The sequence below is a fragment of the Kurthia zopfii genome (assembly GCF_003143955.1).
Taxonomy (GTDB): Bacteria; Bacillota; Bacilli; order Bacillales_A; family Planococcaceae; genus Kurthia; species Kurthia zopfii.
Genome location: NZ_QFVS01000001.1, coordinates 143,375 through 168,053, shown reverse-complemented (window position 1 = coordinate 168,053; position 24,679 = coordinate 143,375). Strand labels below are relative to the sequence as shown.

At 36.6% G+C, this 24,679-nt stretch carries 28 protein-coding genes; 3 read left to right on the top strand and 25 right to left on the bottom strand.

From position 1 onward, the window contains the following. Window positions 1–71: 71 nt before the first annotated feature. From mtaB to lepA, 10 genes are all read right to left on the bottom strand, one after another. The gene (mtaB, locus tag DF281_RS00820) at window positions 72–1,412 is read right to left on the bottom strand and encodes a tRNA (N(6)-L-threonylcarbamoyladenosine(37)-C(2))-methylthiotransferase MtaB (protein WP_109348358.1); all 1,341 of its coding nucleotides are present in this window, start codon (window positions 1,410–1,412) and stop codon (window positions 72–74) included. Between the two features lie 169 nt (window positions 1,413–1,581). Then, window positions 1,582–2,319 carry a 16S rRNA (uracil(1498)-N(3))-methyltransferase gene (locus tag DF281_RS00815; protein WP_109348357.1) on the bottom strand — a complete coding sequence of 246 codons (738 nt, stop codon included), beginning with the start codon at window positions 2,317–2,319 and terminating at the stop codon, window positions 1,582–1,584. Window positions 2,320–2,331: 12 nt separating this feature from the next. Continuing rightward, window positions 2,332–3,273, bottom strand: coding sequence for a 50S ribosomal protein L11 methyltransferase (gene prmA, locus DF281_RS00810; protein ID WP_109348356.1), 942 nt, complete (start codon window positions 3,271–3,273; stop codon window positions 2,332–2,334). Window positions 3,274–3,289: 16 nt separating this feature from the next. Beyond that, window positions 3,290–4,414: a molecular chaperone DnaJ gene (gene dnaJ, locus DF281_RS00805; RefSeq protein ID WP_109348355.1), complete on the bottom strand. Its 1,125-nt coding sequence runs from the start codon at window positions 4,412–4,414 to the stop codon at window positions 3,290–3,292. 193 nt (window positions 4,415–4,607) lie between these two features. Next, the gene (gene dnaK / locus DF281_RS00800) at window positions 4,608–6,440 is read right to left on the bottom strand and encodes a molecular chaperone DnaK (protein ID WP_109348354.1); all 1,833 of its coding nucleotides are present in this window, start codon (window positions 6,438–6,440) and stop codon (window positions 4,608–4,610) included. Between the two features lie 70 nt (window positions 6,441–6,510). Beyond that, entirely contained in the window at window positions 6,511–7,065 is a 555-nt protein-coding gene (grpE, locus tag DF281_RS00795; protein WP_109348353.1) for a nucleotide exchange factor GrpE, read from the bottom strand. Window positions 7,066–7,097: 32 nt separating this feature from the next. Next, window positions 7,098–8,120, bottom strand: a complete 1,023-nt coding sequence (gene hrcA, locus DF281_RS00790; protein ID WP_109348352.1) for a heat-inducible transcriptional repressor HrcA — start codon at window positions 8,118–8,120, stop codon at window positions 7,098–7,100. Window positions 8,121–8,214: 94 nt separating this feature from the next. Then, window positions 8,215–9,357 (bottom strand): radical SAM family heme chaperone HemW, encoded by a 1,143-nt coding sequence (gene hemW, locus DF281_RS00785; RefSeq protein WP_109348351.1) that lies wholly within the window; start codon window positions 9,355–9,357, stop codon window positions 8,215–8,217. A gap of 148 nt (window positions 9,358–9,505) precedes the next feature. Further along, window positions 9,506–9,673, bottom strand: coding sequence for a hypothetical protein (locus DF281_RS14650; protein ID WP_166636041.1), 168 nt, complete (start codon window positions 9,671–9,673; stop codon window positions 9,506–9,508). A gap of 343 nt (window positions 9,674–10,016) precedes the next feature. Then, window positions 10,017–11,840, bottom strand: coding sequence for a translation elongation factor 4 (gene lepA / locus DF281_RS00780; RefSeq protein WP_109348350.1), 1,824 nt, complete (start codon window positions 11,838–11,840; stop codon window positions 10,017–10,019). Window positions 11,841–12,132: 292 nt separating this feature from the next. Between lepA and rpsT the strand changes: the two genes are divergently transcribed. Then, window positions 12,133–12,381 carry a 30S ribosomal protein S20 gene (rpsT, locus tag DF281_RS00775; RefSeq protein ID WP_109348349.1) on the top strand — a complete coding sequence of 83 codons (249 nt, stop codon included), beginning with the start codon at window positions 12,133–12,135 and terminating at the stop codon, window positions 12,379–12,381. A gap of 61 nt (window positions 12,382–12,442) precedes the next feature. Here rpsT and DF281_RS00770 read toward each other — a convergent pair whose 3' ends face one another. Both DF281_RS00770 and holA read right to left on the bottom strand, forming a co-directional pair. Then, the gene (locus DF281_RS00770) at window positions 12,443–12,742 is read right to left on the bottom strand and encodes a YfjL-like protein (protein ID WP_109348348.1); all 300 of its coding nucleotides are present in this window, start codon (window positions 12,740–12,742) and stop codon (window positions 12,443–12,445) included. A 116-nt stretch (window positions 12,743–12,858) separates the two neighbouring features. Then, window positions 12,859–13,872 (bottom strand): DNA polymerase III subunit delta, encoded by a 1,014-nt coding sequence (gene holA / locus DF281_RS00765; RefSeq protein WP_109348347.1) that lies wholly within the window; start codon window positions 13,870–13,872, stop codon window positions 12,859–12,861. A 150-nt stretch (window positions 13,873–14,022) separates the two neighbouring features. On the opposite strand from holA, the gene DF281_RS00760 reads away from it, so the two are divergent. Beyond that, window positions 14,023–14,157, top strand: a complete 135-nt coding sequence (locus DF281_RS00760; protein WP_109348346.1) for a YqzM family protein — start codon at window positions 14,023–14,025, stop codon at window positions 14,155–14,157. A gap of 71 nt (window positions 14,158–14,228) precedes the next feature. Here DF281_RS00760 and DF281_RS00755 read toward each other — a convergent pair whose 3' ends face one another. From DF281_RS00755 to DF281_RS00700, 12 genes are all read right to left on the bottom strand, one after another. After that, entirely contained in the window at window positions 14,229–16,307 is a 2,079-nt protein-coding gene (locus DF281_RS00755) for a DNA internalization-related competence protein ComEC/Rec2 (RefSeq protein ID WP_166636040.1), read from the bottom strand. A 179-nt stretch (window positions 16,308–16,486) separates the two neighbouring features. Further along, complete coding sequence (locus DF281_RS00750; protein ID WP_109348344.1) at window positions 16,487–17,068, bottom strand: ComE operon protein 2; 582 nt, start codon at window positions 17,066–17,068, stop codon at window positions 16,487–16,489. A 64-nt stretch (window positions 17,069–17,132) separates the two neighbouring features. Beyond that, window positions 17,133–17,789 (bottom strand): helix-hairpin-helix domain-containing protein, encoded by a 657-nt coding sequence (locus DF281_RS00745; RefSeq protein ID WP_109348343.1) that lies wholly within the window; start codon window positions 17,787–17,789, stop codon window positions 17,133–17,135. A 75-nt stretch (window positions 17,790–17,864) separates the two neighbouring features. Next, window positions 17,865–18,602 (bottom strand): class I SAM-dependent DNA methyltransferase, encoded by a 738-nt coding sequence (locus tag DF281_RS00740; protein ID WP_109348342.1) that lies wholly within the window; start codon window positions 18,600–18,602, stop codon window positions 17,865–17,867. Next, the gene (gene rsfS, locus DF281_RS00735; protein WP_109348341.1) at window positions 18,595–18,951 is read right to left on the bottom strand and encodes a ribosome silencing factor; all 357 of its coding nucleotides are present in this window, start codon (window positions 18,949–18,951) and stop codon (window positions 18,595–18,597) included. Before rsfS ends, DF281_RS00740 begins: the two co-directional genes overlap by 8 nt. A 3-nt stretch (window positions 18,952–18,954) precedes the next feature. Then, a complete protein-coding gene (yqeK, locus tag DF281_RS00730; protein ID WP_109348340.1) occupies window positions 18,955–19,524 on the bottom strand; it encodes a bis(5'-nucleosyl)-tetraphosphatase (symmetrical) YqeK in 570 nt (189 codons plus the stop codon). Further along, complete coding sequence (locus DF281_RS00725; RefSeq protein WP_109348339.1) at window positions 19,511–20,083, bottom strand: nicotinate-nucleotide adenylyltransferase; 573 nt, start codon at window positions 20,081–20,083, stop codon at window positions 19,511–19,513. Before DF281_RS00725 ends, yqeK begins: the two co-directional genes overlap by 14 nt. A gap of 14 nt (window positions 20,084–20,097) precedes the next feature. After that, complete coding sequence (gene yhbY / locus DF281_RS00720; RefSeq protein ID WP_109348338.1) at window positions 20,098–20,403, bottom strand: ribosome assembly RNA-binding protein YhbY; 306 nt, start codon at window positions 20,401–20,403, stop codon at window positions 20,098–20,100. Window positions 20,404–20,407: 4 nt separating this feature from the next. After that, a complete protein-coding gene (aroE, locus tag DF281_RS00715; RefSeq protein WP_109348337.1) occupies window positions 20,408–21,241 on the bottom strand; it encodes a shikimate dehydrogenase in 834 nt (277 codons plus the stop codon). Between the two features lie 11 nt (window positions 21,242–21,252). Next, on the bottom strand, window positions 21,253–22,356 hold the full coding sequence (gene yqeH / locus DF281_RS00710; RefSeq protein ID WP_109348336.1) for a ribosome biogenesis GTPase YqeH: 1,104 nt from the start codon (window positions 22,354–22,356) through the stop codon (window positions 21,253–21,255). A 2-nt stretch (window positions 22,357–22,358) separates the two neighbouring features. Next, window positions 22,359–22,862 carry a YqeG family HAD IIIA-type phosphatase gene (locus tag DF281_RS00705; protein ID WP_172461988.1) on the bottom strand — a complete coding sequence of 168 codons (504 nt, stop codon included), beginning with the start codon at window positions 22,860–22,862 and terminating at the stop codon, window positions 22,359–22,361. Window positions 22,863–22,924: 62 nt separating this feature from the next. Continuing rightward, entirely contained in the window at window positions 22,925–23,710 is a 786-nt protein-coding gene (locus DF281_RS00700; RefSeq protein ID WP_109348334.1) for a phosphatidylserine decarboxylase, read from the bottom strand. Window positions 23,711–23,808: 98 nt separating this feature from the next. On the opposite strand from DF281_RS00700, the gene pssA reads away from it, so the two are divergent. Then, the gene (gene pssA / locus DF281_RS00695) at window positions 23,809–24,333 is read left to right on the top strand and encodes a CDP-diacylglycerol--serine O-phosphatidyltransferase (protein ID WP_240605494.1); all 525 of its coding nucleotides are present in this window, start codon (window positions 23,809–23,811) and stop codon (window positions 24,331–24,333) included. Between the two features lie 151 nt (window positions 24,334–24,484). Here the strand turns inward: pssA and DF281_RS14925 are convergent, their stop codons facing one another. Further along, entirely contained in the window at window positions 24,485–24,610 is a 126-nt protein-coding gene (locus DF281_RS14925) for a hypothetical protein (protein WP_256595758.1), read from the bottom strand. Window positions 24,611–24,679 lie beyond the last annotated feature (69 nt).

The window sequence follows — 24,679 nt, the reverse complement described above, 5'->3', positions numbered from 1 at the left end:
AATTTCTCTCATTTAATGTTATTTAAAGTTATAAAAATGCAGAATAGCCAATTTGACTACTCTGCAAACAGTTATACATATTCAATTTCTTCTAATACACGTACAAACTCCGCCTCTGTTTGAGGATAAACCGCTTGAGATATTTTCACGCGAACTAATTTCCCAATTAATTCAGGTGAACCATCAAAAGTTACTTTCAAATAGTTAGCAGTATGCCCTACTAAAAGCCCATCTGGAGTCACATGCTCAGGAATTACTTCAAGCAGTTGATCTTCAAATCGAGCAGCATATTCTTTTGCCAATTGATCGTTTAAAGTTAGAAGTCTATGTACTCGCTCGTTTTTCACATCTTCATCCACTTGATCTTCCATTCGTGCAGCGGGTGTTCCAGTGCGTTTGGAGAATGGGAATACATGAAGTTCAGCAAACTTATACTTCGCAATAAAATCATATGTCTCCATAAATTCTTCTTCAGTCTCACCTGGGAATCCAACGATTACATCTGAAGTAATCGCTAAATCTGGTAATACTTCTGTCAATTTGTCTAATCTCTCTCCGAAAAAGTCCATCGTATACTTTCTTCTCATACGCTTCAATACTGTATCTGAACCAGCTTGTATCGGGATATGCAAATGATTCACAATGACATTTGAGTTTTTTAATACATCTAAAACTTCATCCGTAAGTTGCGACGCTTCAATTGAAGAAATTCGAAGTCTTCGTAATCCTTTTACTTGGCTTTCTAAATCTCGTAATAATTGTGCTAAATTATAATCTTTTAAATCCTGACCGTATCCACCTGTATGAATGCCCGTCAATACAATTTCTAAATATCCCGCATCTACCAATTGCTGTGCTTGACGAATAACTTCTTGCGGATCACGTGATCTTAGTAACCCTCTTGCCCACGGGATTATGCAAAAAGTACAGAAATTATTGCAGCCTTCTTGAATTTTCAATGAAGCACGTGTGCGGTCTGTAAAATATGGCACATCTAATTCTTCATACACTCTTTTTTTCATAATATTGCGAACAGCATTGATTGGCTGACGCTTTTCATGAAACTGTTCTATATATTCAAGCATTTTTGAGCGGTCTTGTGTACCTACTACTATATCAACACCTGGAATTCCCATAATTTCTGCAGGAGATGTTTGCGCATAACATCCCGTAACACAAATGACTGCATCTGGATTATGCCGAATAGCACGACGTATAATTTGTCTTGATTTTTTATCGCCTGTATTCGTTACTGTACAAGTATTAATGACATAGACATCTGCTTGATGATCAAAATCTTTTCGTTCATAACCTTCATCTTTAAAAAGTTGCCAAATTGCCTCAGTTTCGTAATGATTAACTTTACACCCTAAAGTGTGAAAAGCCACTGATTTCGTAAGAATATTACTCATATCATTTCATCCCTTCGATACGTACAATAAAATATCAATTGAATTCATCATAGCATTTAGTGCGAACGTTATTTTATTGTTATGTATAATTTAATTTGATTGTTCTATTTAAAAAAACATATAAATAAATGCGAACAATTTGCTGTTACAAAGTGTCCGCATATACTATTTATTCAAATTCATATGAAATCGCCGCTAAAAAATAAAGTGGCGCTGTTTCAGTTCTTAAAATTCTAGGCCCAAGTGATATTGTTTTAGCACCTACTTCTAATAGTGCGCTTGATTCTTTACGATCAATACCACCCTCTGGTCCGAATACAACTAAGACGTTACTCAAACCCGTTAAACCTTTTATCTTCTCTTTTAAAGTTGTACGTTCTTCCAATTTAGCATCTTCTTCATCTGCAATAAAAATCGCATCATAAGATTTAGCGCTAGCAAGGAGTTGTTTAAACGTGATTGGTGATTCTACAGTCGGAATGACCGTACGATGTGATTGCTCAGCTGCTTCTTTTGCAATTTTTTGCAATCGTTGCTGCTTCTTCTCACCTTTTTTATGATCCCATTTCACGATTGAACGAGCTGCTTCAAAAGGTGTGATTTGGAATACACCTAATTCGGTCGACTTTTGAACAATTAAATCAAGTTTATCACCCTTTGGTAATCCACAAGCAATCGTAACGTGAATCGGTAGCTCTGGTGATGGAATTTGCTCACCCGTCTTTTCAACGATTACATCCAATTCATCAAATAATGTTATTTTACAAATATCAGCGACATTAGAATGGACGACGATTAACTCGTCGCCCACTTGCATACGCATAACCTTTGTAATATGTTTCGCATCCTCACCAGAAATTCTGATTGGAGCCGAATCATCGACTTGATCTACAAAGTATCTTTGCATATTGTACACCTCTTATAATGGTTTTCTAGAAACGATGGTAACCCAATCTTCCATCATCATAACTTCATCAATTTCAAAGCCAGCGTCGATTAAAGCGTTTTTAACATCTTCCTTACGTCCTTCGATAATACCTGAAGTGATATAAATACCACCTGGTTTGACGATTGTGAAAGCATCATCTACGAAAGTTAAGATAATTTCCGCTAAAATATTGGCTACAACAACTTCTGCAGGCTCTTTCACCGTATCTAAAAGATCACCTTGTACGACTTCGATTTTATCCGAAACTTTGTTTAATTCTACGTTTTCAATCGCAGATCTAACCGCCACTTCATCTAAATCTAACGCATGTACTGTTTTAGCTCCTAATAATGCTGCACCAATCGCTAGTACACCCGAACCTGTCCCTACATCAATAACATCTACTTCGTTATTCACATGTTTTTCAAGAGCTTGTAAACTCATAACAGTCGTCGGATGTGTACCAGTTCCAAATGCCATACCTGGATCAAGTTCGATAATTAATTCATCAGACTCTACTGGTTGGTAATCTTCCCATGTTGGAACGATTGTAAAACGATTCGAGATTTTAACTGGGTGATAGTATTTTTTCCAAGAAGTTGACCAGTCTTCATCATCGACTTCACAAGTAGTAACCTTATTAGAACCTAAATCCAGATTGAAGTTAGCTAGATTATTGATTGATTGCTTAATCTCTTCAACTGTCTCACCTAAAAAACTATTAAGTGGTAAATATGCTTTTACGATTACTCCATTGACAGGAAAATCGACTGGATCTAACGCATAGATTTCTCCAAATACTTGCTCTCTAGGTTTTTCTAAATCAAATGAATCTTCAATTACGACACCGCTTGCGCCTGCCTCGTGTAAAATATTTGAAATTGCATCTACTGCCTCATTTGATGTGTGGATCGAGAATTCAGACCATTTCACTTACAATCAACTCCAATTAATCTCTAAATTTTTTCTTAATTTTATCAAAAAGTGAACTACTTTGTTCTTCAGGAATATCACCTGAAATATTTGCGAATTCACGTAATAATTCTTTTTGTTTCTCCGTTAATTTCTTAGGAGTTACGACTTTAATAATAACATGTTGATCCCCTACGCCATAACCTTGAACGTTTTTAATACCTTTTCCTTTTAAGCGGAAACGTTCATTTGATTGTGTGCCTGCTGGAATTTTCATTTTCACTTTGCCATTTACAGTAGGAACTTCAATTTCATCACCAAGTGCTGCTTGAGCAAATGTGATATTCAATTGATAGTAAATATCGTCGCCATCACGTTCGAATTTATCTGATGCACGAACTTGGAATACGATATATAAATCGCCTGCTGGTCCACCGTTAATACCGGCTTCACCTTGACCACTTACGCGCAGTTGTTGGCCATCATCAATACCAGCTGGAATCGTTACTTTAATTCGTTTATTACGACGAATTGTTCCTTTACCGTGACAATCTTTACATTTCTCTTGAATGATTGAACCAGAACCACTACAATGGCGACAAGTTGTACGGTTACGCATTTGACCGAATGGTGTATTCACTGTTTCTTCTACAGAACCAGATCCTTTACAGTGCGTACAAGTTGTTTTCGAAGTACCTGGTTTTGCACCAGTACCTGTACATGTATCGCATGTTTCATCGCGAGGAATTTCGATTTCTTTTTCAGCACCGAATACAGCTTCATCGAATTTAATCGACATTCTGTACTGAAGGTCATCACCTTTACGAGGAGCATTCGGGTCTTGACGACGACCGCCTCCACCACCAAAGAATGAACTGAAGATGTCATCGAAACCACCAAATCCGCCACCGCCGCCGAAGCCGCCGCCACCAAATCCTTGGTTTGGATCTTGATGTCCGTATTGATCATAACGGGCTTTTGCTTGAGGATCACTTAAAATTTCATAAGCTTCCGCAATCTCTTTAAATTTATCATCTGCTCCGGCTTCTTTATTAATGTCCGGATGATATTTTTTTGATAGTTTACGGTATGCTTTTTTAATTTCATCTGCAGAAGCAGATTTCTCAATACCTAATACTTCATAATAGTCTCTTTTTTCCACTATTTTCAACTCCGCTCTTTTCACATAAATATTATTGTATCATTTTAATGTGTATTTTGATAGTTAGGTCTTGCTTAATAAACAGAAAAGCCAAAGCCCGAAAACGGTCTTTGGCTACCATAGGTGAACGGGCAATTTGCTATGTCCACAGCGCGTGGAATCGTATGGTCTTTAGCTTTTCTGTGTTAATTTATTACTTATTTTTATCGTCTTCAACTTCAGTGAAGTCAGCGTCAACTACGCCGTCATCTTTAGGTTGTTCGCCAGCTTCGCCTTGAGCGCCTTGTTGAGCTGCTGCAGCTTGTTCGTAAACTTTCATAACTAGTGGTTGTAATAAGCCTTCTAATTTTTCTTTAGCAGCTTTAATACCTTCTAGTTCGCCAGCTTCGATTGCTTTCGCTAACTCTTCTTTTGCTTCAAGTACAGGAGCTTTTTCGTCTTCTGTCACTTGTTCGCCAAGATCAGCTAAAGTTTTGTCAGTTTGGAATACTAATTGATCTGCTTCGTTACGAAGATCAGCTTCTTCTTTACGTACTTTATCCGCTTCCGCATTTGCTTCGGCTTCTTGAACCATACGTTCGATATCTGCTTCAGAAAGACCTGATTCAGATTGGATAACGATATTTTGTTCTTTGTTTGTTCCAAGATCTTTCGCTTTAACTGTTACGATACCGTTTTTATCGATATCGAAAGTTACTTCGATTTGTGGAATTCCGCGTGGTGCTGCAGGAATATCAGATAATTGGAAACGACCTAAAGTTTTATTATCAGCAGCCATTGAACGTTCACCTTGTAATACGTGAATGTCTACAGCAGGTTGGTTATCTGCAGCTGTTGAGAATGTTTGTGATTTAGATGTTGGGATTGTTGTATTACGATCGATTAATTTAGTGAATACGCCACCCATTGTTTCGATCCCTAATGATAATGGAGTTACGTCAAGTAATACTACGTCTTTCACATCACCAGTTAATACGCCACCTTGTACAGCAGCACCCATTGCTACTACTTCATCAGGGTTTACACCTTTATGAGGTTCTTTACCAGTTGTTTTTTGAACTGCTTCTTGAACTGCAGGAATACGAGTTGAACCACCAACTAAGATTACTTGGTCAATGTCAGATGCAGAAAGACCAGCGTCTGATAAAGCTTGGCGTGTCGGAACCATTGTACGTTCTACTAATTCAGCAGTGATTTCGTTGAATTTAGCACGAGATAATGAAATTTCTAAGTGTAATGGACCAGCTTCACCAGCAGTAATGAATGGTAATGAAACTTGTGCAGAAGTTACGCCTGAAAGTTCTTTTTTCGCTTTTTCAGCAGCATCTTTAAGACGTTGCATAGCCATTTTATCTTTAGCTAAGTCAATACCGTTTTCTTTTTTGAATTCAGCTACTAGGTAGTCCATGATTGCATCATCGAAATCATCTCCGCCTAATTTGTTGTCACCAGCAGTTGCTAGTACTTCAAATACGCCGTCTCCTAATTCAAGTACTGAAACGTCAAATGTACCACCACCAAGGTCAAATACTAGAACCTTTTGATCTACATCCATTTTTTCTAAACCATATGCTAATGCTGCAGCTGTTGGTTCGTTAATAATACGTTCTACTTCTAAACCAGCGATTTTACCAGCGTCTTTAGTAGCTTGACGTTGTGCATCGTTGAAGTAAGCAGGTACTGTAATTACAGCTTTCGTAACTTTTTCACCTAAATAGTCTTCAGCGTACTCTTTTAAGTGAGTTAAGATCATTGCTGATACTTCTTGTGGTGTATATTCTTTATCTTCAACTTGTACTTTATAGTCAGTACCCATATGACGTTTAACTGACATAATTGTGTTAGGGTTTGTAATTGATTGACGTTTAGCAACTTCTCCTACTTGGCGTTCGCCATTTTTGAATGCTACTACTGAAGGTGTTGTACGTGCGCCTTCTTTGTTTGCTACTACGATTGGTTCTCCACCTTCAAGAACTGATACGCAAGAGTTTGTTGTACCTAAGTCAATACCGATAATTTTACTCATAATAAATTCCTCCTATTAATAGATAATTATATATAAACGCAATTTGCGTTTTAAGTGTATTTAGTGAATGTTATTCGTTTACTTTAACCATTGCTGGGCGTAATACACGATCTTTCAGTTTATAACCGCGCTGCAATTCTTGAAGAACAGTTCCCGCTTCTTTTGAATCGTCTTGTTCTTGCAAAACCGCTTGGTGGAAATTCGGATCAAATGGTTGATCTACAGTCTCAATTACTTCAAGGCCTTCTTTATTAGTAGCTTCTACTAAAGAACGGTAAACCATTTCGATACCTTTTTTGATTGATTCGCCATCTTCAGTCGTTGCTTCAACTTGTAAAGCTCTTTCGAAGTTATCAAGCACTGGTAGTAGGTCCGTTAAAAGATTTTGCGAGCGATATTTTGCTGCCGCTTCACGATCAGTTTGAGTACGTCGTTTTAAGTTATCAAAATCAGCACGTAATCTTAAGAATCGCTCCTCTTCAGCTTGCAATTTCTGCTCAAGCTCCTCAACTTCATTTACTTCTACCACTTCTTCCGTTGTTTCTTCAACTGTTTCTTCTGTAGCTTCAACAGTTTCATCTACAACTTCAGTCACTTTTTCTTCATTTGCATTTTGTTGTGACACGGTATATCCTCCTTTAGCATTGCATATTGCAATTATATTCCTCGACGTAAGAGTTTAGTTAAATCTCCACTCATATGGTCTAATAATGTAATAACACGTTGATAATCCATTCTTTTTGGGCCAATAATTGCGATTGATCCCACTTGATCATCTGTTGAAAGATACGAAGCCGTAATAATACTGCAATCTTCTACAGCAAGCAGATTATTTTCTGAACCAATTCGGATTGAAATGCCTGGTGTATCGCGATGTAATAAACTCTGTAATTGACTTTGAGTTTCGAGCATCTCCATTAACATTTTAATTTTATCCAAATCATGGAATTCGGGTTGGTTCAACATATTTGTTTTACCACCATAGTAAATCCTGTGTTCACTTGAATGTTCCGCCCCTCCAAAGATTGATTGGAGAAGACCGTCATAAGCACCTACATGTTGTTCAATTATTTTCGCTGCTTCTTTTTCCAAATAATATGGAATTTGTACAAGTGGTACACCAACTAGACGTTCATTCAAAATATTGACGATTTTTTCAAAATCACTTGAATTCATGCCAGCCGGAAGATCAATGACCCGATTTTCTACATGACCATTATCTGTTACGATAATTGCCACGGCGTTCGTAGCATTTAAGGGAACGATAGAAAACTTCTTCACCTTATGCATCTGTACATCTGGTCCTAATATAATCGAAGTATAATTCGTCAGGTCAGATAAAATAGTAGCAGATTTACGAATCACTTGCTCTGTTTCAAAGAATTGATCAGTAAAAGCAGAACTTATAGTTTTTATTTCTTGATTCGTAAGTCCTTGAGGCGTTACTAAATGATCCACATAGAACCTATAGCCTTTTTCCGAGGGTACACGTCCCGCAGAAGTATGCGGTTTTTCAAGGAAGCCCATTTCTTCTAAATCAGCCATCTCATTTCTAATGGTAGCTGGACTAAAAGTAATCTCATCCTTTTTCGAAATTTGTCGTGAACCAATCGGCTGACCAGACGCAATAAAATCATCAACGATTACTTTCAAAACTTGCAATTGTCGATTAGTAAGCATGATCATCACCTCATTTTTTAGCACTCATCATTAGTGAGTGCTAACACTATAATTAATTTATCAAAAGACCATTTTTATGTCAACGGAAAAGTAGTTAATCGAGTAAAAATTCTTGGAATACTTCATTCCCTACAAATTTACCTTGTTGTGTAAGCTTTAAAGTATCTTTTGTTTCTACTATTAAACCTTCATTTAAAAGTTTGTTGATCTGACCTTCGAAAATATCGCGCATCGACTTTTTAAATTTATCTTCAAAGTGTTTTATATTCACTCCATTTGTTTTTCTTAAACCTAAAAACATTTCCTCTTCCACTCGTTCTTTTAGGCTGACTTTAGATTGGTGATTAATAGGAAGTTCTCCTTGATCAATTGCGTCCATATATTTTTTTAGTGGGCCGTGGTTCGTATAACGTACACCATCTAAATAACCGCTTGCTCCAGCACCAAAGCCTGCGTATTCTTCGTTATCCCAATAAATTAAATTATGTGCAGATTCATGCTCTGGTTTCGCGAAGTTACTAATTTCATACTGATGAAGTCCATGAGCTTCCATCTGAGCCATTAGCATCTCATACATCGTAGCTTCCAAATCTTCGCCTGGTAGTGGTAATTTCCCTTTATTCATTAGATTGTAGAAAATCGTTTTAGGTTCTACGATTAATGAATACGCAGAGAAATGTGGTAGATCTAAAGAAAAAGCTTGATCCAATGTATTTTGCCATTGCTCGATTGTTTGACCTGGTAAGCCATACATAAGGTCAATACTAATATTAGTAAAGCCAATCTCTTTAGCTTTTTCGATTGTTTGGAATACATGTTCATTTTCATGTGTTCGGCCTAATTTTTTCAAAAGCTCTTGATCAAATGATTGCACACCTAGGCTCAATCGATTGATACCATGTCTTTTCAATACGACTAATTTATCTTCTGTAAGCTCATCCGGATTCGCTTCTGTACAATACTCTTCAATATCATCTAATGAGATATATGAAACAATTAATGTAAGTAAACGATCTAATTGTTCAGCTGAAAGTGCTGTCGGTGTTCCTCCACCTAAAAAAACCGTTTTTATATTTGAATATGCAGTTGGGTTTGATTCAACCGCCATTTTAATTTCTCTTCCTAAACTTTCAATATACTCGTCTACAGGTTGGTTTTTAAAAAAGACTTTATTAAAGTCACAATAATTACAAATCTGATGACAGAATGGTATGTGGATATATACTCCTCTAGCCATTAATACAACTTCCTCCCTTCACTTAACACATCTATTGTGTATTTTAACATATGCATCGTTCAATCGTTTAAAGATACGATGTATTTGGACATATAAAAAGAGTTTGCAAAATAAATTCTGCAAACTCCTACTCAATCTATTATATTAGCTAAATAGCTTTAGCATACTTTTCATATTCCGAATCCGTTCCATCTTCTTGAGACTCTTGCAGCTCGGCAAGTCTACTATGCATATATGAGACATTGTTCTCTAATGAAGATAATCTTTTTTCGATCATAGCCATTAGTGTATCTAACTGATCTTCATATGTTTTCATTGTAAACCACCTCTCTAACTACTCTATTCACTATCTCTATAGTGCTAATCAATTTTAACAAATTATTTGTCGAATGTATAGCTTTTTTCGACAAATATTGTCGAAAAAATAATTCGCATTGCGATCGGATCTTTTTATTAAAGGACTATTGTCATTTTATTTTAAGTTCCTTAATTAGATTATAATGCCTACTGTATTATTTTGTAAACAGAAAAGTTTTATTTTTCAATATACTGTATATAAAATGCCCCTAAATTTTGAGAATAAACCTTTTTTTACTAATTTGTTCAAAAAAACGTCTTACTGTTAGTTCACCTAACAGTAAGACGTTTCAGGAAGTGATTTAGTCTTCTTCAATTTTCAGTACAGCCATGAATGCTTCTTGCGGCACTTCTACAGAACCAACTTGCTTCATGCGTTTCTTACCTTCTTTTTGCTTATCAAGAAGTTTACGTTTACGTGAGATATCCCCACCGTAACATTTCGCTAAAACGTTTTTACGCATTGCTTTAATTGTAGAACGCGCAACAATTTTTTGACCAACTGCTGCTTGAACTGGCACTTCGAATTGTTGACGAGGGATTAAAGTTTTTAATTTCTCAACAATTACTTTACCACGATCATACGCAAAATCCTTATGAACGATGAAACTTAATGCATCGACTTGCTCTGCGTTAAGTAAAATATCCATTTTCACAAGTTTAGAAGGTCTATAACCGATTAACTCGTAATCAAATGACGCATAACCTTTTGTAGATGATTTCAATTGATCGAAGAAATCATAAACAATTTCAGATAATGGTAGTTCATATAAAATATTAACACGCGTTGTATCAATATAATCCATTGTTAGGAAGTTACCACGTTTACGCTGACAAATCTCCATAACTGCTCCAACATAATCATTCGGTACCATAATACTCGCTTTTACATATGGTTCTTCAATAATGTCGATTTTTTGAGGATCAGGCATTTCAGATGGGTTGGCAACTTGAAGCTCTTCGCCGTCCGTCATGTTGACATGATAAATTACTGATGGTGCAGTCGTAATTAAATCAATTTTGAATTCACGCTCAATACGTTCTTGGATAATCTCCATATGAAGAAGTCCTAAGAATCCACAACGGAAACCAAAACCAAGTGCTTGAGAAGTCTCTGGCTCATATTGTAAAGATGAGTCATTTAACTCAAGTTTTTCTAATGCTTCACGTAAATCAACATATTTTGCTGTGTCGATTGGGTATAAACCACAGTAAACCATCGGATTTAGTTTACGGTAACCTTCTAGTGGTGCTTCAGCAGGTCGAGTAGCAGAAGTAACTGTATCACCTACACGAGTATCTCCAACGTTTTTAATAGATGCCGTTAAATAACCAACATCACCAACTGTAAGAATATCTGTAGGCGTCATTACAGGCGTATGAACACCCACTTCTAACACTTCAAACTCTGCTCCTGTAGCCATCATTCGAATTTTATCACCTGGTTTAACAGTACCTTGTGAAATACGAATTGAGATGATTACACCACGATATGAATCGTAAACAGAGTCAAAGATCAAAGCTTGTAAAGGCGCTTCATGATCGCCTTGAGGTGCAGGAACTTTCTCTACGATTTGTTCAAGAATATCTTCGATCCCAATACCAGCTTTCGCAGAAGCAAGTACCGCTTCAGAAGCATCAAGTCCGATAACATCTTCAACTTCTTGGCGTACACGCTCAGGATCTGCTGATGGTAAATCGATTTTATTAATAACCGGTAAGATTTCCAAGTCATTATCTAATGCTAAGTAAACGTTCGCAAGTGTTTGTGCTTCAATACCTTGTGCAGCATCTACTACTAGAATAGCACCTTCACAAGCAGCTAAACTACGAGACACTTCATAAGTGAAATCGACGTGTCCTGGTGTATCAATTAGATGGAAAGTATATTCTTCGCCATCTTTTGCAGTATAACTAAGTTGCACTGCATTTAATTTAATTGTAATTCCACGTTCACGCTCTAAATCCATTGAATCTAAAAGCTGATGTTTCATTTCACGAGCAGAAAGAGCTTGTGTTTTTTCTAAAATACGGTCAGCTAATGTAGATTTACCATGGTCAATATGCGCGATGATAGAGAAATTTCGGATGTTTTGTTGTCTTTTTAATAATTCTTCTCGATTCATGCATTCCACTCCTATTTAAACTATTTGAATTATATCAGTCAAACGGCTATATTGGCAATGAAAGATGTAAATAACGTGCTAAATTAGCAAATCAACTCTCTTAATTATATTAAAATACTATAATTTAAGCGATTTCATAAAAAAAAATTAAAAAAATGCGTGTCAAGTATATATTCTTTCCATTTCTCTCTTGATTTCCTTACTATTTGTTTGCTATAATGATGCTTGTTGTATTAGATACAGACACAGTTGAGAATCTACTCATCTCGATCCTTTATAGGAGGTGAATTTCATGCCAAATATTAAATCTGCAATCAAACGTGTAAAAACTGCTGAAAAAGCTAACCTAGCTAACGCTCAAGTTAAATCAACTATGCGTACTGCTATTAAAAAAGCAGAGGCTGCTCTAACATCTAAAGAGGAAAACGCATCAGTATTACTTTCTGCTGCTGTTAAATCTGTAGATAAAGCTGCTTCTAAAGGCTTAATCCACAAAAACGCTGCTGCTCGTACTAAAGCTCGTTTAATGAAAAAAGCTTAATTCTACTTTTAGTAGAATCCAAAAAGACTGATGCCATGGCATCAGTCTTTTTTTAGTTTCCTCATTTCTTCAACTGATCTTCAATCACTTCATATTGATGGCCATTCTGAATTGCCATCTCTGCTACTTGTTCTTCTCTATTTTTATTCACGATTGTAAAAGTGTAGGATTCATTTTTTCGTTTGAAATCACCAGCAGTCACTCGGAATGAACTTTCAGGATATTGTTCATTTAAATAAGTTTCTAACTTTACCTTCGCTCGATACTTTTCATATGGATTACTCGTAAATTCGTTCACAATTAATAGAAGTATAAGTACGACGCCAATCATCATCCATGCTTTTCTCCATTGCCTTGACATTGAATCCCTCCTATCACTCTTACTAATTACATACCCCATTTAGACTTAAATTATTTATTATTTTATACGAATTAGTTTTAAATGCACAAAAAAACATAAACCACGGAATTCGTGATTTATGCTAATGGTTTCATTAAAAATAACTCTAAAAATCTTTCTCGCTTGCCACTTAAGGATTTAAGCTGTAAATCTACTTCACTTAGACCATATAAAGCTTTCAGCAGATGCTGATCCTTTACTTGATGACGATCTTCCACAATCCTCTTCACTCTATAAGGGTTTACTTTAAGTGTCTTAGCGATTTGTTGACCATGATAGCCTTTTGACTGCAAGTAGTAAACATTCGACATTAGACGCACTTGTGAAGCCAATAACGCTACTAAAGCGATTGGTTCCTGCTTTTGGCGAATCAAATCATGATAAATCGAAATAGCGGTAGATTTATCACCTGCAATATACGCATTTAATAATTTGAATGCATCTTGCTCAAGCGTTTTAGGTACAAGTTCTTCAATAATTGAAAAAGGAATTCGGTCATCCTCTCCAATGTAGAAGCAAAGTTTTTCTATTTCTGACTGTAAATGAAGCATATCTGAGCCAACTAACTCAATTAATTTGTCGATGGCATCGTCGTCTATAGACTTTCTTCTTAAAGATACTTCATTTCGCACCCATACGGCTAAATCCCGTTCTTTTGGTGCTTCTGCGTGAATGATTGTCGCAAATTCCTTCATTTGTTTCGTTACTTTTTTACGCTCATCTAATTTTTCATACGGTGCAACGAAAATGGTTACTGAAAAAGTCGATGGATTTTGCAACCAAACTTCTAAAGCTTTAAAGTCATGCTGGATTTTCTCTTTTGACTTGTCAGTCGCCTTTAAAAAAGATGCATTTTTTGCGATGATTAGCTTCCGTTCAGAAAAGAATGGAATCGTATCTGCTTCTTCAATTACATGACTAACCGGAACCTCGTCCAAATCATAAGTTGAAGTTTCTAAATCCCCACTTTTCTCTAACGCTGCCTTAATTCGTTGTATAGTCTCATCCACAAAGTACGATTCAACACCTGAAAGCACATAGACAGGATCTATATTACCTCGCTCAATTTCTTTCCAAATTTTTTGAAACATTATCCCGCCTCACTTTCTCTATAGTTAAATTATACAATAACCATACAATTAGACAACCGCATTCTGTTAGATCAAGGAATCTTCACCCGACATAATATGGCTTTTTTTCTAATTATGCTATATAATGGTAATAAATTAGGAGGGGTAATTATGAATCCATTTGAAAAAGATGTTCAATGTAAGCGAAATGACGCTATTGACTCCGGTGTAGGTTTCTTAGTTTCTTTTTTATTCTTCGCTTTCATGTACGTCATCGCAGTGGTGATTGAATTTGTAGCTCGTTAATCTTGCTACATGACGGAGATCGTCACTCTTTCTTAAAAAAGTAGCTGTCGTTTTTACGATTGCTACTTTTTTTATTCCATTTCCCTCAAAATATGATCGTCAATTCGCAAAATAATGGTCTGCTCTTCCGCTGTATTTAAACTTGGGATTTTTGCCGCATCAACGCGATCCGTTACTTCTTTTGCAGGATGGTTGTAACGATTTTTAAGGCCCGTCGAATAAATGACGAGTTTCGGATTCGTCACTTCCAAAAAGGATTCAGTAGTCGATGTTTTAGAACCGTGATGCCCAGCTTTCAAAATGCTTACATCCGTAATTTTCTCTGCTCCCTTTTGCAAGAGTTCAGCCTCACCTTCTTTTTCTAAATCACCCGGCAATAAAATACTATGCTGTTTATAGCGTACCATTAGTACAAGTGAGTCGTTATTGCCTTCATATTCTGTATCCCTTGGCATTAAATACTCGAAATCAACCTCGCCAAAACGCCAACTCATACCAGCCATACGCTCGATTATTGGCGTTTTTTTCTTTTGCGCTTCATTGATCACATCTGCCATCACGGATTTTTCGAGTGAATTTGGTGTGATATGAATTTCTCTCACACTCACTTCCTCTAAAATTTCTTCAGCACCTTCCACATGATCTGCGTCTGCGTGAGAAAGAATCAATTGGTCAATTTTCGAAATCCCTCTTCCCTTTAAGTATGGAACAATCACTTGCCTTCCCACTTCATATTGTTTCTTCGGCTGCTTCCAATCTTCCCCACCAAATCTAAGAATCCCTCCAGCATCAACTAAAATAACACCTTTTTTATTCGGAAGTTCAATTAATGTTGAATCCCCCTGCCCTACGCTTATAAAAGACATTCGCAGCGATTGACTTCTATTAACGCTAATGTCTAAAAGGACACAGAAAATAACGACAGCTATGAAGGCGAATAGGCGTTTTTTCTGCTTTTCCATTGCGAGAAAGAATAATATGATGACGGCGTACAAAATGGCGAGTGCAATTAACGGTGGTTTGCCTGGATTCCACATTTGATAAGGGATTGATTGTATTTTCAATATTACGAGTTGGATCAACAGCCTAAACGGTTCATATAGTTGGAAAACAAACTGTAATTCATTGATTGGGACGTAACTAATACATAGAAGAATTAAATTGGCAGGTAAGATAATAATCGAAAAAAGAGGGACAAAAATAAGATTCATCAAAAAACTTGAAATAGAAATCTCATAAAAGTTAAAGAGAAGGATCGGTGCTACGAGTAATTGGCAAACAATCGTAATTATAAGTGATACAACAATTGTATTTTTCGCATTTTTAATAATTTTTGTTGAGAGAATAATAGCGAGTGCCGCTAGAAATGAGAGCTGGAAACCTATTTGAAAAATACTATTCGGTTCGACGCTTACGAAAATAATGAAGCAAAGGGAGAGTGAAGTTAGTAAGGATGGCTTTCGTGTGAAAGAAGATATGATTAGCAATACTAGAACTGTAAGGACTGCTCGCCAAACTGAAGGCGCGCCACCTACTAAAAGCGCATAGACTGGCAAGGAGATGCATAGTAGAATTTTCGCATGTTCTTTTCTTATATGCGCTCTTTTTAAAAGTTGTTGAAAAATGATTGTCATAAGGCCGACATGCAAACCTGAAATAGCAAAGAGATGCGTAATTCCTAACACTTGATATGCCCGTTGATCCTCTTGCTGCACATCTTCTTGATTTCCTAGAATAAGCGCCTTTGCCTCTGCTGCAATTGATTTCGGAAAGGTATTGTCGATATGATTCCCCATCTTGAACCTTTGTTCATAAATAAGCGATAGAATTGCTCGCTTATTTGGTACAAACTGCCATTTTTCAATTTCAAAAACCCCAATTGCTCGATGACTTTTAAAATATTGATGCATATCAAAACTATATGGATGCTGTTTTTTAGACGGTTCAACTAATTGTCCTGTGACGACAAAAGTTTTGCCCGCTAAAGCGTGTTTCAAAAGTTGAACTTTCTCATTTTCATCTTGGATTTTATATGTGACATAGACTTTCTGATGCTGCTCATTTTTCATAAATCCACGGACTGTGCCGCCATTAATTTTCACTTGAGAAGTCCATGTCAAAATAGCTTCTTTCGGAAGTTCTTTTGGCATCTGGATTCTGACAGAAGTCGAAACAAAGAACAAAATTGCGAAACTAGCTACCATGATCATCGCAAAAATAGAAGTATGTCGGAACCATAACCATAATAAAAACGGGATATATAAAAATAAAAGCTCTGTTAATCCATTTGCTGCAATAATAGCAATTAAGACTGACAGAGCGATGTATATTACTTCATTGTTGAGATATTTAGCCCAAATAATTGTTCCACCCTTTTTTCAAATGATGCCAACTCTTCAGGTGTCGCACCTTTTGCGCGCAACTCAGTCAGCATTTCTAAATTAAGAGATAATTTCTCATCACTTAAAAAATCGATTTTATACTCTTCAAACGGCACATGAATGATGTTGACATTTGCCTGTTCTAATAATTCGATTGCATACTGATTATTCTTATAATCTGTTGCGTAGTAAAGGTTTTTAATGCCGGACTGTATGATTGATTTCGTACAAGGTAAACACGGGAAATGCGTGACATATAAATCCGCATCCTTCGTAGGTGTACCATATTTTGCACATTGTAGAAGTGCATTCGTTTCGGCGTGAACCGTTCGCACACAATGATTATCAACGACGTAACAACCTTTGTCGATACAATGATCATCACCTGAAATTGAACCGTTATAGCCCCCGGCAATGATTCGTTTATCTCTGACAATAGTTGAACCTACCGCAAGTCTTGTACAAGTACTTCTCAATGCTAGTAAATGGCATTGCGCCATGAAAAATTGATGCCATGTTATTCGCTCCATATGAACGCCCCCGATTTTTTAATATCTCTAGTGTAATTATAAAGTGTGCTGAAGGTCAATAGGTTTACTGAACTGTTATAGAACTTTGTAATCTTTCGAAAGTTTTTTCTCCGAATCCTGTCACTTTTTTGAGATCTTCAATCGTCTGAAATAACCCCGTATCGGTGCGATAGGAGATAATCGCTTGTGCTTTAGCAGGTCCTATTCCACTAAGCGTCTGCAATTGAGTCTCATCTGCCGTATTAATATTCACTACAGACTGCGCTTCACTTCCAGAAGAATTTTGTTGTCCTGTAGGCGAAGACGCTGGACTTTGAATAATAGGATTGTCTTTATTCTCACCCTTTTTAGGGACATAAATGACCATCTCATCTTGTAGTTTTGCAGCCAAATTAATACCATTACGATCAGCCGTCGAAATATAACCACCAGCTAATGAGATGGCATCCATTACTCTCGCGTTTGGATCCAGTTCGTAAATACCGGGTTTTTTAACAGCACCTTTAACATCCACGATTACCGCGGTTGATACAAGTTGCTGTGGTTCTATTTTAGGTTTTTCCTTTTCTAAGGGGGGTTGAGTTTCTTGAATTTTTTGGATGGGTTGGACATTAGCCTCTTGGGGTTGGCTCGTTCCAAAAATAAAGTAGAGTATAATACCGAAGATTACGATGAGGGATGAAATAATAGGTGTTTTATATTGAATAAAAAAAGATGGCATTGCTCGAACTCCCTTTCATCGGGGGTTCATAGGAGCTAATACCATCTTACAACAATTCCAATTAAATGGAAACGATTATTTTACTGCATGAAAGAAGATTCTTTGTGAATCAAGTTCTGGAGCATCCTCCGAGAAATCTGCTGTTACATTTACCTCTTCAAATCCAGCTGCAGCTAACATCGTTAAATACTGTTGGATTGGAAAAGTTCTTTGGAAATGATATTCCTCAAATCGTTCGAAGTGTGTACCTTCTTCTTGAACGAAAAACGTCATATCATGATGAACCGAATGTTGGTGTTCGCCCGCTTCAGTATCCCAAATATACGTGATTTCGCCATCGTCATATGTGAATGGACTATCCATAAATATTTCATCCATTTTAAATAATGAATGTACATCAAAGAATAAATGTCCACCTGGTTTTAGCGCCTCAAAGATTCCTTTGAAAGTAGCTTCTACTTGTGATTGCTCTGGTAAATAATTTAATGAATCGATTGGAATCGTGATGACATCTAAATCCTCAAAACCCTCTAATTCATCCATTGATTGGCAAACGAGTAATACTTGCTTACCTGAATTCGCTAATCTTTCATTTGCCATCATTAACATTTCCTCTGACAAATCCAGCCCAGCTACTTCATAACCTTGAGCAATAAATTTTCCAAGCATAACACCTGTTCCACAGCCAATATCTAATAAACGTAGATTTTGAGCTGATGGGGCATTTTTGATAACCCAGTTCACATATTCATCATATGGAATATCTTGCATTAGTTGATCGTAAACTTCAGCAAATCTGCCGTAACTAGCCATTTATTTCATCTTCCATGTACTGTTCTGGAGCGTCTCCCCAAAGTTTTTCAAGATTGTAGTAACCACGCTCATCACGGTGGAATACATGCGCTACAACATCTCCAAGGTCAACTAGTACCCAACGTCCAGTATCAAAGCCTTCCATACGTTTTAACGTATAGCCTTCTTTACCAGCACTTTCTTGAATTTCCTTCGCGATTGCTTGAACTTGACGTTCTGAATTCGCTTGGCAAATTACAAAATAATCTGCTAGTAATGAAATTCCTTGCATATTAAGAACGACAGTATCCTCTGCTCTTTTGTCGTCCGCTGCTTTAAATACGATGTTTAATAATGTTTCATTTCCCATGAATTAGCCTCTTTTCTGTATCAATAAATCATTGTAAAAATTGAACGAATCAGGGAAAACAGCTTGGTTTTGATGCATTAAAAACTGGATAGAGTGTTTTACACAAACAATTGATAATGAGTGAAGATCAAGTTCCACTGCTGCTTTTCGTAATTCTTCAATACCTGGAAATTTACGATTCGGTTCAATCAAATCAGCAATATAGATGATTTTTTCTAAATCCGAAGCATCTTTTCTTCCAGTAGTATGATAGTGAATCGCATTTAAAATATCTTCATCTTCTATAGCAAATTCAGTTTTAGCAACGTATGCGCCAACTGGACCATGCCATAATTCATGGTGAAAATCCAATAAATTCGAGTCCATCTTTTCTTGTAAAATAATTTCTTTCATCCACTCGCGATCAACGTATTTACAAGAATCATGAAGAATGCCTGCAATTTCTGCGCTCTTCACATTTTCTCCAAATCGTTCCGCAAGTTTCATTGCTGTATCTGCTACGCCAATCGTATGAATATAACGTCTCTCAGGCATACGGTCCTTAATTGCAGCTAATAGCTCACTTCGTTCCATATAAACCTTCCTTTCGTATATAGGTTTCCACTGATTCAGGCAATAAATAAGTGACCGTTTGCCCATTTGACAAACGGTTTCTTAAAAAGGTGGAAGATAAATCGATTAATGGAGCATCCACATACATCATTGGCAATGTCGTTTTGCCCAATGTACCAGGGCGGCCGACACCAACAAATTGAACGATTTTCACCAGTTCTTCAATGCGGTACCAAGTATGCAGCGAATCAATCATGTCACCACCGATAATAAAGTAAAACTGCACATCAGGCTCACTTTCAACTAATTTGGAAATCGTGTCAAAACTATATGACACGCCTCCTTCATTAATTTCGATCGGCTCAATTTTAAAATGTTCATTTTGCTTGATCGCAAATTCAGTCATTTTTAATCTTTGAGTAGAAGTTGCCGTGATTGAATGCTCTTTATGAGGTGGGATGGCATTCGGCATAAACCTTATTTCATCTAATTCTAACGTATGAAAAACTTCATTTGCCATTATGAGATGGCCAATATGAGGTGGATTGAATGTTCCACCCATTATTCCGATTTTCTTCATAAAATCACCTTACTTTATTTTGCTCTTGGTAATTCAATTTTACGGTATTCGCGTTTAGTTGCTTCTTTGTAAAGAACGACAGTTAAACCGATTAACTGTACTAATTCTGCTGAAGAACCTTCCGCTAAATCTGCCGCTACTTCTTTTTTGTCAAATTCACAGTTATCTAAAATACGTACTTTAATTAATTCACGTACATTAAGTGCTTGTTTGATTTGTACTAGCATCGCTTCACTAATTCCGCCTTTACCAACTTGGAAAATTGGATCTAAATGGTGTGCTTCTGCACGTAAAAATCTTTTTTGTTTACCTGTTAACATAAAATTAATTTCCTCCTAAATTTTCGATTAGCTGTTTTTTTACAGCTAATAGATCAGGTGATTGCCCCGTCCAATAATTGAACGCAAGAGCCCCCTGATGAACAAACATTCCTAAACCTGAAACGGTCGTGGCACCTTTTTGAGATGCCGCCTCTAAAAATGGCGTCATTAATGGATTATACACAATATCCGCAACAATAGCAGTTGAATTTAACTTTTCTATTGAAAAAGGAAGTGAGAAATCACCATTCTTTAAGCCAGCTGGTGTAGTTTGAATGATTATTTTAAATTGATTTAATTGTTCACTCGCTTGTTGTAATGAAATAGCTGCAGCTTTTTGCTCAAGTTCAGAGCAAATCGCCCCCGCCTTCTCAACTGTGCGATTACAAATCGTTAGATGGCTATAGCCAAGAGTTTCTAATGCAAATGCAATACCTCTCGCCGCACCACCAGCTCCAATTATTAGCACTTCTTCGGATTTCAGTTGATCTCCCACGACTTCTTCTAAAGAGCGTACGAAACCGAGTCCATCCGTATTGAAGCCTTTCAATCGACCGTCCTCTAAACGAACGACTGTATTCACCGCGCCCATTTTTTCAGCCATCGGATCCAGAATATCTAATAATGGAATGATTTTTTCTTTATGAGGGATTGTGACGTTGAAACCACTAATCCCTAATAAATTCATACTGCTAACTGCACGATCCAAATCTTCTTCAATCACTTGAATTGGAATATAAGTCGCATCGATTTCCATTTGAGAAAACCAACTATTATGCATAAATGGTGACATCGAATGGCCGATAGGGTTACCGATGACAGCGTACCATTTTTTCATATAACTTCCCCCTAAATTAATGACGGGCGAACGGTTACTTCTACACCTTCTGGAGCGTAAGCAGCGATAACAACATTAGCATCTTGCACTGTAATCCAACCAAGTCCAGAAAATACGATATCTGTTTTTCCTTCTTTAATTGAAAACTCATGACGCACTAATCTTGGTAACTGATCAATGAATTCTGCTGAAGGCGGAGCTAATAATTCGCCACGATGATTTGCATAAAGTTCATCCGCATTTTCGAGTTTTGTGCGATGAATTTTCAATTCGTTTGAAATATGCAATGTGAATGCAGAGCGTTTACCTTTGATGAAATCAAAACGAGCTAAAGCACCTACGAATAATGTTTGAGCCTCATTCAATTGGAATGTAGCAGGTTTGATTTCTTTTTTAGGCATAATGTATTTGAATTCTGATGAATCAATATAATGTGCCATTTGGTGATGATTGATGATCCCAGGTGTGTCATAGATTCCTTTTTCGTCATCTAATGGAATTTCAATCATATCAAGCGTAGTACCTGGGAAGTGAGATGTCGTAATGATATCCCCTTGTCCAGTTGCTGTTTTAATAATGCGGTTAATAAATGTTGATTTACCTACATTTGTACAACCAACAACATAGACATCTTCTCCACGACGGTAATGCTCAATAGCTTCCATCGCTTCAGCCATACCAGCACCTTTATGCGCACTTACAAGTAACACATCGATTGGTTTTAAGCCTAATTTCTTCGCTTCTTGCTTCATCCAGTTGATTACTTTTTTCTTGTTTACTGATTTAGGTAATAAATCTACTTTGTTTGCGATTAATAATACTGGATTTGAACCGACAAAACGGTGTAATCCTGGTAACCAGCTACCGTTAAAGTCAAAAATATCTACGATTTTAACAATCAGACCTTTTTGAGTTCCTAAACCATTTAAGATGCGTAGGAAATCATCATCAGTTAAAGATACTGGTTGAATTTCATTATAATTTTTTAAACGGAAGCAACGTTTACAAATTACATCCTCTTTCTCAAGCGAAGATGCTGGAGCATAGCCGGGTTCTTTCGGGTCTTCTGTTTGGATTACTGTACCACAGCCGATGCAGTGTAACTTTTCATTCATAATTATTGTTCCTCCCAAGTTGGTATTCCTTTTTTCGCTAAGTATTTATATACTCTGCGTTCGATTGCACGGTTGAATTTCGTCACCATGCCATCTGAGTTTGCGACAGGCTTCACTAAAATCGTGTGCATCTTCATACGATTTGCACCCATCATATCCGTAAGCATTTGATCACCAAGCATCATAACTTCTTGTGGTTTCAAGTCTAATTGCTGTAAAGCACTTTTGAATGCACCAAGCAATGGTTTTTTCGCTCTAAATAAGTACGGTAGATTAATTGGTTCTGCAAATTTCTTTACACGCTCTTCATTGTTGTTCGAAGCGATTATGACATTAATCCCTGCAGCTTTCATCGAAGCTAACCATTGCTCAAGCTCTGCTGTGGCATTCGCTCGATCCCACTCTACTAAAGTATTGTCTAAGTCTGTAATGATTCCTTTGATTCCTAAATCATGTAACTTTTCAGGAGTTAAATCGAGTACAGATCGGACGAATTCCTTTGGCATAATTAATTTATACAAATGATATTCTCTCCATTTACGATTGATTTCACTTTTACCTCAGACAATTATAACATATTGCAGAACGCTTCTCCCACCTGTATATGGTATCCTTGTTGAACATTTTGTAAAAATTCGATTGAATGTTCTTCAAAAAGCATGACAACCGTCGAACCGAAAGAAAAATGACCGATATCTTCGCCTTTTGACCATTCATTCGAAGTATTTGTTAATTGAATTGTATTAACGAACATAGCACCCACTTTAATAAATGCCGCTTGATCGCCATTAGAAAGCTGTAATTCAGAAATCATACGATAATTTCCTGAAATCGGCTTTTTCCCGTATTTTAACCCCATTTGGTTTACCGGATAACTATTATTTCCTAGAATATATTGTCGTCCAATTTGCGCGTCTACAGGGCTATGTACACGATGGTAATCAGCTGGACTCAAATAAAATACAATGTATTTGCCGTTCTGATATTTCTTCGCATGATCATCTTTCCCTAATAAATCTTGAAGTTTATACTCTTGCCCTTTTACTGAAATTACTGTATCCTGTGAAATTGCACCGAATGATTCGATTTTAGAATCTGCTGGACTAGTCATTACATCTAGTCTTCCATCAATCGGTCTTGCGTCATTTTTAAGTTCGCGCGTAAAAAATTGCTCTAAACTTGGAAATGAAGTAATATTTTTTGAAACTTCTTTTGTGTCTATTTCGTATATATTTATATAAGAACTAATAAATTGTTTACTAATTTTGGAATGCACAACTGATTTTAACAATTGCGAAGACCACTTTTTATTTGTCAGCTCAATTGCAGTCTGGTAAAGCTTTTTTTTGAACATTGTCGTTCCTCCGTTTTTTTAATGATTTACAGTTTCTATCCTAAAGACTTATAATAGTCTAATAATGAATAAAATAAAAGGAGTGTTGTCCATTGAATATGGTGGATGTCACAGTAAAAAAGATGAAAGCAAATTTAGCGAATCTCATCACACTAGGGAACATTTCCTTTGGTGGTGCGGCGGTAATGGCTACAATCAATGAATCCTATAGCAACGCGGTACTATTTATTTTAATCGCTGCTCTACTCGATCGTTATGATGGTAAAGTAGCTCGAAAATATAACCTTGAATCTGAACTAGGAAAACAATTAGATTCTATGAGTGATATTATATCATTTGGTGTCGCACCAGCAATATTAATGTATGAAGTTACATTAACTGACTTTGGTAGCTTAGGTATGATTGTCGCAGTATTTTATATCGCATGTGGTGCGTTTAGACTTGCTCGATTCAATGTTACTGAATCAGATGGCTATTTCACAGGATTACCGATCACAGCTGCGGGTGCAATTTTAACTGTATCCTATTTCTTCAGCGGTTGGTTATCACCAACATTTTTCTTAATATTGTTCCCAGTTCTAGCAATATTAATGGTTAGTAATTTCACACTTAAAAAAGTATAAATGAATTTTTCAATAACACTTCGATTTTTGGAGTGTTATTTTTTATATAAAAAATGGACTGCATCTAACTCTTGCAGTCCATTTTCCATTGAATTCATCTACTTATTTGACGATTGAAAGCGCAATTCAGTTTCATTATTTGAGAAAAACTTTATGATTCTGATGTTTCAGCGCTAATAATTAATGCGATTACTGCTGTAATTACAACAGATGTGGCCATAAGAAAAAGCATGTAAATCCCTCCATTGATCGTCATTGTTTCTTGTATTCTATTCATACCCTAACATACAGAACCAAGACCAACTGTGAGAAAATTAACAGTTTTTATTTGAATTCGTGAACAACT

Coding starts and splice junctions, on each gene's coding strand:
- yqeK (WP_109348340.1), bottom strand. CDS start 19,524: ATGGAACGAAGTGAGCTATTAGCTGCAATTAAGGACCGTATGCCTGAG.
- DF281_RS00770 (WP_109348348.1), bottom strand. CDS start 12,742: ATGTCAAGGCAATGGAGAAAAGCATGGATGATGATTGGCGTCGTACTT.
- holA (WP_109348347.1), bottom strand. CDS start 13,872: ATGTTTCAAAAAATTTGGAAAGAAATTGAGCGAGGTAATATAGATCCT.
- pssA (WP_240605494.1), top strand. CDS start 23,809: ATGGTGGATGTCACAGTAAAAAAGATGAAAGCAAATTTAGCGAATCTC.
- mtaB (WP_109348358.1), bottom strand. CDS start 1,412: ATGAGTAATATTCTTACGAAATCAGTGGCTTTTCACACTTTAGGGTGT.
- DF281_RS00745 (WP_109348343.1), bottom strand. CDS start 17,789: ATGCCATCTTTTTTTATTCAATATAAAACACCTATTATTTCATCCCTC.
- yhbY (WP_109348338.1), bottom strand. CDS start 20,403: ATGTTAACAGGTAAACAAAAAAGATTTTTACGTGCAGAAGCACACCAT.
- DF281_RS00750 (WP_109348344.1), bottom strand. CDS start 17,068: ATGGAGCGAATAACATGGCATCAATTTTTCATGGCGCAATGCCATTTA.
- DF281_RS00705 (WP_172461988.1), bottom strand. CDS start 22,862: ATGCCAAAGGAATTCGTCCGATCTGTACTCGATTTAACTCCTGAAAAG.
- aroE (WP_109348337.1), bottom strand. CDS start 21,241: ATGAAAAAATGGTACGCTGTCATCGGTAACCCTATCGGCCATTCGATG.
- DF281_RS00755 (WP_166636040.1), bottom strand. CDS start 16,307: ATGCCAAAAGAACTTCCGAAAGAAGCTATTTTGACATGGACTTCTCAA.
- DF281_RS14925 (WP_256595758.1), bottom strand. CDS start 24,610: ATGAATAGAATACAAGAAACAATGACGATCAATGGAGGGATTTACATG.
- yqeH (WP_109348336.1), bottom strand. CDS start 22,356: ATGAATGAAAAGTTACACTGCATCGGCTGTGGTACAGTAATCCAAACA.
- lepA (WP_109348350.1), bottom strand. CDS start 11,840: ATGAATCGAGAAGAATTATTAAAAAGACAACAAAACATCCGAAATTTC.
- DF281_RS14650 (WP_166636041.1), bottom strand. CDS start 9,673: ATGAAAACATATGAAGATCAGTTAGATACACTAATGGCTATGATCGAA.
- DF281_RS00700 (WP_109348334.1), bottom strand. CDS start 23,710: ATGTTCAAAAAAAAGCTTTACCAGACTGCAATTGAGCTGACAAATAAA.
- DF281_RS00740 (WP_109348342.1), bottom strand. CDS start 18,602: ATGGCTAGTTACGGCAGATTTGCTGAAGTTTACGATCAACTAATGCAA.
- rsfS (WP_109348341.1), bottom strand. CDS start 18,951: ATGGGAAATGAAACATTATTAAACATCGTATTTAAAGCAGCGGACGAC.
- hemW (WP_109348351.1), bottom strand. CDS start 9,357: ATGGCTAGAGGAGTATATATCCACATACCATTCTGTCATCAGATTTGT.
- hrcA (WP_109348352.1), bottom strand. CDS start 8,120: ATGCTTACTAATCGACAATTGCAAGTTTTGAAAGTAATCGTTGATGAT.
- DF281_RS00815 (WP_109348357.1), bottom strand. CDS start 2,319: ATGCAAAGATACTTTGTAGATCAAGTCGATGATTCGGCTCCAATCAGA.
- DF281_RS00725 (WP_109348339.1), bottom strand. CDS start 20,083: ATGAAGAAAATCGGAATAATGGGTGGAACATTCAATCCACCTCATATT.
- dnaK (WP_109348354.1), bottom strand. CDS start 6,440: ATGAGTAAAATTATCGGTATTGACTTAGGTACAACAAACTCTTGCGTA.
- DF281_RS00760 (WP_109348346.1), top strand. CDS start 14,023: ATGAATCCATTTGAAAAAGATGTTCAATGTAAGCGAAATGACGCTATT.
- rpsT (WP_109348349.1), top strand. CDS start 12,133: ATGCCAAATATTAAATCTGCAATCAAACGTGTAAAAACTGCTGAAAAA.